Source organism: endosymbiont of Lamellibrachia barhami (assembly GCF_011947365.2).
GTDB lineage: Bacteria > Pseudomonadota > Gammaproteobacteria > Chromatiales > Chromatiaceae > QGON01.
Window position 1 is genome coordinate 1,403,115 of sequence record NZ_JAAVSH020000001.1, and the last position, 6,589, is coordinate 1,409,703.

Genomic DNA, 6,589 nt, shown 5'->3' on the forward strand with positions numbered 1-6,589 from the left:
TACATCATCGTGTCTGAACTGAAAAAAATACACTGCAATACATGCAAACGTGAAACCAACCATGAGTTGTTGGCAACACATGATTGTGACTACCATGAAGCAGAGGGCAAAGTGCTTATGTGGTATGAAAATACACGCTATGGATTTTGGGTATGCAAAGGGTGTGATACAGCAATATTAGAAGAAAAGTATACCTGCTCAGGAATGCATGATAGTAATGGAGAAGATATCTACTCCTATGAATATTCTCCTGAAAGAAAAAATAAAGCATCACGTACAGCAAAGAAATTTGCTCATATTAATAAAAAACTAAATTCAGCCTACTTAGAAATCATAAATGCACATAACCAAGGCCTCGTAATTATATCTTCCATAGGGGTTAGAGCTTTATTAGAGGGTATTTGTGTAGAAGAAGGTATAGATGACAATGTAAGTAGAGGTCTAGCCGGTAAAATCAAAGAGCTACAAAATAAAGGAAATATTCCAAAGAGCATAATTGATGGCTTAAATAGCCTGAAATTTATCGGAGACAATGCAGCTCACAGGTTAGACTCAAGTGATACTCACACTATTAAGCTGTCAACTGTCGATTCAAGCGCTGAACGCCGGTTTTGTCTCGAAGATGCTTTCGAGAAGAAGAGCTGTTTATTTCCTCCAACGACCGGTCGCAACAGGCGGCTTGAGTTGAGTTGAGTTACATTTTTTCCATCACACCGAGTTATGTCACATCGCTGTTTAACACTAGGAGAGTCAGCAAAATGAAGAAGTTGATCATCGCCCTCAGTCTGGCCGGCCTCTGCGCCCTGCCTGTCACTGGACAGGCCGCTAAATATAAAGAGGTCTCCGTCAGCAACGGCGGCACCATCACCGGCAAGGTGAGTTTTGCCGGCAAGGACAAAGCGCCCAAACGAACAATGATGTCTGCGGCACAGGTACCCGTGAGATCGACTCCGTCCGGGTCAATAACGGCTCACTGATGGACACAGTTGTCTATCTGGACTACAGGTCAAAACAGGCAAAGCCTTCGACTACGCCTCGATTTCAAATGCAGTCCTGGATCAGAAAGGTTGTGAGTTCAAACCCTTCCTGCAGGTAATGAAGAACGAAACCAAGATCGCAGCCGTCAATCAGGATCCTATCCTGCATAATATCCACACCTACGAGATCATCGGACGCACCAAGAAAACCGTCTTCAACGTAAGTCAGCAAACCCAACACCCGTCACCAAAAGCAGTCGAAACTGGAAGCACGGATCCGCCATGAAGGTTGAGTGTGACGCCCATGATTTCATGCACGGTTTCGTCTTTGTCGCCAAGAACCCCTACTACGCTATGGTAGCGGAGGACGGCACTTTCAGCATCGACAATGTACCCCCGGGCAAATACACCATCAAGGCCTGGCACGGCACTCTGAAGGACCAGAAATCCAAGGTTGAGGTTGCCGCCGGCGGCACCGCCAACGTGGATTTCACCTTCAAGTAAAACCTTGAGGGGACTGTCGGATAGCCTATTCCGGCAGTCTCCCATGGAGACCGGACTATGATATTTTCAAAACGGCTGAACCTGGCGCCGCTCGACTATCTCGCCATCGTTGCCGGGATCATCAATGCATTGGTGATCGGAGCCATCGTCGTCTACTGGTTTCTTAATAACTAAAAGGTGGCAGGTTAAAGGTGACAGGCGACACGTCCTGAATCCTGCGACCTGTAACCTGTAACCTGTAACCTGTCTCCTTTTTATCTATGCCCGCACAAACTCAAGCCAGCTCCAATGCGCCGATAAGGCTACCTACCTATGAATCCATCCTGTTCGCGGTGGACTCTTCCGATCATTCAAACCGCAGCATCACCGAGGCAGTCAATCTGGCTGGCATCTGGAACAGCGCCCTAACTGCCGCCCACGTCTATGCGGCCAAACTGCACGATGTGCGCTTTCGCCAAATGGAGGGGGGGCTGCCGGAACAGTTTCGCGAAGAACAGGAACTGGAGCGCCAGCGGGATGTGCATGACGACCTGATCACCCGGGGACTGTCGATCATCACCGACTCCTATCTTGATCAGGTGGAAAGGCAGGCACAACAACAGAACATCGAACTCAAACGCTGCTCTCTGGAAGGCAAGAACTACCGGGAACTGGCGCGTGAGACCAACAGCGGGAACTACGACCTGCTGGTAATGGGCGCCCTGGGCCTTGGCGCCGTCAAAGGCAGCCGGCTCGGCACCGTTTGCCAGCGTGTCGCAAGACGCAGCAACATCGACATGCTGGTGATCAAGGATCCCCAACATTCAATCAAGAGAGGCCCCATCGTGGTCGCAGTGGACGGCTCCACCCGATCCTACGGCGGTCTGCTCACCGCCCTCGCCCTGAGCAAGGCGTGGGACGTCCCGGTGAAGGTGATCTCCGCTTTCGATCCCTATTATCACTACGTCGCCTTCAATCGTATCGCCGGCGTACTCTCCGAGGAGGCAGGCAAGGTGTTCCGTTTCCAGGAGCAGGAGAAACTGCACGAAGAGATCATCGACTCCGGCCTGGCGAAGATCTACCAGGGACATCTTGAAATCGCGCGGAATATCGCTGCGGATCAGGGCATGCGAGTGGAGATCAAACTGCTCGACGGCAAGCCTCACGACGTCATCAACCGCTACCTGAAACTGGAACAACCCTCTCTGCTGGTGATCGGCAAGCTGGGCATCCACGCCGACGACGAACTCGATATCGGCGGCAATGCCGAGGCCCTGCTCAACGACGTGGATTGCGCGGTATTATTGAGCCAGCGGGAGTACCGCCCGCCGGTGGAGCGCATCGCCGAGGTCACCACCTCCTGGACCCACGAGGCAGAGGTTCGCATGGAGCGGGTCCCCTCCTTTGTGCGCAACATGGCGCGCATGGCGATCCTGCGCTACGCCCAGGAGCACGGTCATACGGTCATCACCGAAAGCATCGTTGAAGAGGCCACCGCCCAGCTGATGCCGGGACGCGCCGAACAGGCGATGTCCGAGATCGTCGAGGCCTACGACAATGGTGAGTTGAAACGCAAACCCTCTGCCGAAGAAGCCATGCGCTGGGATGAAGCGGCCAAACAACTGCTGCTCACGGTGGATAACCTCAGTCTGCGGGGCAACCTGAGCATGCGGGCGGAGAAGAAGGCACGGGCCGCCGGTCTGCGTATCGTCTCCGCAGAACACATCGAGCCGTTTCTTGACAAGGACCTTGATGAGGGCCGAGGGCCAAGGGCCAAGGGCCTAGGAAAAGAACGCTCTGCCCCACCCTCGGCCCTTGGCCCTGATTCCTCGGCCCTGATACATTGGCAGGCCGCGGCACTGGCCCGTCTGATGCGGGTCCCCGAGGGTTTCATGCGGGACGCATCGAAACAGCGCATCGAAGAGTATGCCAGTGAGCAGGGACTCAGTGAGGTCTCCCTGCAAACCGCCGAAGCGGGACTGGACAGGACCCGGGATGCTATGGCGTCGGCCATGCAGGGCGATGCTCAACCCGCCGCCCCGGCAGCGGAGAAAAAGAGCGCCTGCCCCTTTGCCGAACTGATACAACCCGCACCACAGCCAACGCCCTCCGCCCTTGAACACAGGCTGGATTGGGACAGCGATGCTGAGGCAATGCTTGCCAACGTCCCTGCCGGTTATTGCCGCGATATGACGGTGAAGGCTGCTGAAACCATTGCCGGACAGAGCGGCATGGAACAGATCGATGCGGATTTTCTGGGCCAGGTCATGCAGACCTTCACCCAGGGTTCAGCAACCGTAGAGGAGACAATGCCCTGGAATGAAGGTGCCCGAGAGCGCATCGCCAAGGCGCCTGAGATGGTTCAGGGCATGCTGGTGAAAGAGATCGAGGGTTGGACCCGACGGCAGGGACTCGACCGGGTCGATCACGATGCGGTGGACGCGGTGAAGGCAGAGTGGGCCGAAGGTGGCGTATTCCACCTCGATCCCAGCGATCCCCGCAACGGGAACACCTGACCGGGCCACCCTATGTCTGATCGCGACCTTTTTCTTCTGGCAGTCAACCTCACCCGCCGCTGTAATCTGGCCTGCGACCACTGTTACATGGACGCCGACGCCCGGGAGAGCGGCGGTCAAAACGAACTCACCACCAACGAGGTCAAAACACTGTTGGAGGAGGTCGCCAGCCGCAGCAATGAGACCATGGTGGTGCTCACTGGAGGCGAACCCCTGCTGCGTCGTGACTTGGTGGAACTGGTCAACCACGGCAGTTCACTGGGACTCTCCATCGTGGTCGGCACCAACGGGGTTTTGCTCAATGAGTCCAGGGTACAGCAGCTGAAGGCGGCAGGCGTCATGGGTTTGGGCATCAGTCTCGACTCCCTGGATCCCACTCAGCACGACGGCTTTCGCGGCTGCCCCGGCAGTTGGGAGAAGACCCTTGCAGGCATGGAGACCTGCCGCAAGCTCGATCTGCCTTTCCAAGTCCACTTCTCGGTCACCGAACAGAATGCCCACGAGATCCAGGGCATGATCGACTTCAGCCGGGCCGCCGGCGCCCATGTGCTGAACATCTTCTTCCTGGTCTGCACCGGTCGCGGCGAGTCGATGAGCGACATCACCCCGCAACGTTACGAAGCCGTGTTGAAACAACTGGTAGAGGCCCAGGCCGCCACCAGTGACCTGATCATCCGCGCACGTTGCGCACCCCACTACAAGCGCATCGCCTACCAGCTCGACCCGGAATCCCCTTTGACCCGAGCCCAGGGATACGAGGGCGGCGGCTGCCTTGCAGGCATTCACTACTGCCGTATCACCCCGGAGGGCGGTGTCACCGCCTGCCCCTACATCCCCGATGAAGAGGGAACTATCCGGGAGACGACTTTCTGGCAGATCTGGGACAACTCCCCCACCTTCGCCCAGCTGGCCCACCCAAAACTGGGCGGCAAGTGCGGTAAGTGCGAATATCAACAGCTCTGCAGCGGCTGCCGTGCACGACCCAAGGCCCTCGGCGGCAGCCTGATGGACGCCGACCCCTGGTGCTCCTACCAGCCGGAGGGCAAGCCGATAATCCAGCCACTGGTCCCCGCAATAGCCGATGATGTGACTTGGTCGTCCGAAGCGGAAAAGCGTCTCTCCCGGGTTCCCGGATTTCTGCGCAAGATGGTACGCAAACGGGCTGAAGACCATGTGCGGAAACTGGGAAAAGCTGTGGTCACCCCGGAGCATATGGCGACTTTGGCAAAAAATCGCTTCAAAAACGGCATGCCCTCCGGTCCACCCGGTAACGTCAGTTCCATCGCCGAGGCGGGAGCGCAACCCATCAGCGATGCGCCTCCCCTGCCCTGGACAGCTGAGGCGCAAACCCATCTCGATACCCTGCCCCCTTTCCTGCAGGAGGGCGTCCGCCAGGTGGCAGAAGACGTCGCGCGCAACGAGGGCCGGCTGGAAGTCAACATGAAGCTCCTGCAACGTCTGGAGGATGAAGACGAACCCAGGCGCGCCTTCCCCTGGGATGAAGAAGCGGAACATCTGCTGAAAATAGCCCTGTCCGACCGGGGGCCCCAGGTCAGCCTCTTCGTCCAGCCATCGATGGAAGCCGCAGTGGAACGGGAGGTGAAACGCCGCCGGGCACAGCGGGTGGCCGTCGAGGATGTCGTCAAGGTGCTGGATACCCTGATGGCCGGGGTTGAATGGAATCCTGAAGCACTGGCACGGGTGAAGACCGCCCCCGAATTCGTCCGTGCCGGCATCAAAAAAGCCGCCGAATTCGCCGCCCGCCGGGAAGGCCTTGAGGAGATTACCAGCAACGACCTGACCCGGTTCCGCAACCGCGCCATGATGCGGGCGGTACGGCGCATGAAGGGATTCGATATGAAGACCCTCGACTTCGACGCCTTCAGTATCGCAAAAGAACGCATGCCCCGTCTCAAAGACAACGAACAGGCCGCCAGACGTTTCGCTGAAATTCGCGAATACGTCGAAAGCCACCAGAACCCGGACGGCAGCGGACTCGGCACATTGGGGCGGGACCTGATCGAAAAGATGCGGCGGGAATTGAAGGAAGGTGACAGGTGACAGGTATCAGGGAACAAAACCGGCTCTTCGACTTGGCACATGAGTCTGTAGGCCCGATCAAGCGTAGCGGATCGGGCGGCCAGAGCATGGCGAAGCTTTCGAGGGTGCCGGTTCCGCTACGCTTGAACCGGCCTACAACTCTTTTCCTATTGTCGCTTCAGAACCACAACCAACCTGTAACCTGAATATGATCGAAGCGAATATTCTCATCATCGGCGGCGGTATCTCCGGCCTTTCCACTGCATGGTGGCTGGCCGAGGGTGGCGCTCGACCCGAGGTCTGGGATGCAGCACCACGTCTGGGCGGCAAGATTCGCAGTCATAGTGAATCCGGTTATCTGACCGAGGATGCCGCCGGTATTCTGATGAACTTTCACCAGGAAGTGGATCAGTTGGTTGAGGCATCGGGCCTGTCCGATAAGAAGATTTCACGCGGCACCGATATGCGCCGCTATGTGGTACATAAAGGTGAGCTTCGACCGGTTCCTATGAAACTACCCGCCTTGTTAAAATACCCTTATGAGCAATAATGCAACGGAACCAGTAATAACAA

Annotated in this window: 7 protein-coding genes; 6 read left to right on the plus strand and 1 reads right to left on the minus strand. The window is 56.7% G+C overall.

Annotation, left to right across the window (positions count from 1 at the left end):
• Positions 1-9: 9 nt before the first annotated feature.
• Entirely contained in the window at positions 10-693 is a 684-nt protein-coding gene (locus G9Q73_RS06335; RefSeq protein ID WP_177419044.1) for a DUF4145 domain-containing protein, read from the plus strand.
• A gap of 65 nt (positions 694-758) precedes the next feature.
• A complete protein-coding gene (locus G9Q73_RS19500) occupies positions 759-977 on the plus strand; it encodes a hypothetical protein (RefSeq protein ID WP_246345068.1) in 219 nt (72 codons plus the stop codon).
• Between the two features lie 64 nt (positions 978-1,041).
• On the opposite strand, the gene G9Q73_RS19505 is transcribed toward G9Q73_RS19500, so the two are convergent.
• On the minus strand, positions 1,042-1,215 hold the full coding sequence (locus tag G9Q73_RS19505) for a hypothetical protein (RefSeq protein ID WP_246345070.1): 174 nt from the start codon (positions 1,213-1,215) through the stop codon (positions 1,042-1,044).
• 44 nt (positions 1,216-1,259) lie between these two features.
• Here G9Q73_RS19505 and G9Q73_RS19510 point away from each other — a divergent pair, with 44 nt between their 5' ends.
• The 4 genes from G9Q73_RS19510 (at position 1,260) to G9Q73_RS06355 (ending at position 6,566) form a co-directional block, all read left to right on the plus strand.
• Positions 1,260-1,481 (plus strand): carboxypeptidase-like regulatory domain-containing protein, encoded by a 222-nt coding sequence (locus G9Q73_RS19510; RefSeq protein WP_246345071.1) that lies wholly within the window; start codon positions 1,260-1,262, stop codon positions 1,479-1,481.
• A gap of 260 nt (positions 1,482-1,741) precedes the next feature.
• Entirely contained in the window at positions 1,742-3,976 is a 2,235-nt protein-coding gene (locus G9Q73_RS06345) for a universal stress protein (protein WP_177419045.1), read from the plus strand.
• 12 nt (positions 3,977-3,988) lie between these two features.
• Positions 3,989-6,037, plus strand: coding sequence for a radical SAM/SPASM domain-containing protein (locus G9Q73_RS06350; RefSeq protein WP_177419046.1), 2,049 nt, complete (start codon positions 3,989-3,991; stop codon positions 6,035-6,037).
• A 187-nt stretch (positions 6,038-6,224) separates the two neighbouring features.
• Positions 6,225-6,566 carry an FAD-dependent oxidoreductase gene (locus G9Q73_RS06355; protein WP_177419047.1) on the plus strand — a complete coding sequence of 114 codons (342 nt, stop codon included), beginning with the start codon at positions 6,225-6,227 and terminating at the stop codon, positions 6,564-6,566.
• The last annotated feature ends 23 nt before the right edge of the window (positions 6,567-6,589 follow it).

Excerpts from the sequence above, each read along its gene's own strand:
- G9Q73_RS06345 (WP_177419045.1), top strand. The coding sequence starts at position 1,742 with ATGCCCGCACAAACTCAAGCCAGCTCCAATGCGCCGATAAGGCTACCT.
- G9Q73_RS19510 (WP_246345071.1), top strand. The coding sequence starts at position 1,260 with ATGAAGGTTGAGTGTGACGCCCATGATTTCATGCACGGTTTCGTCTTT.
- G9Q73_RS19500 (WP_246345068.1), top strand. The coding sequence starts at position 759 with ATGAAGAAGTTGATCATCGCCCTCAGTCTGGCCGGCCTCTGCGCCCTG.
- G9Q73_RS06350 (WP_177419046.1), top strand. The coding sequence starts at position 3,989 with ATGTCTGATCGCGACCTTTTTCTTCTGGCAGTCAACCTCACCCGCCGC.
- G9Q73_RS06355 (WP_177419047.1), top strand. The coding sequence starts at position 6,225 with ATGATCGAAGCGAATATTCTCATCATCGGCGGCGGTATCTCCGGCCTT.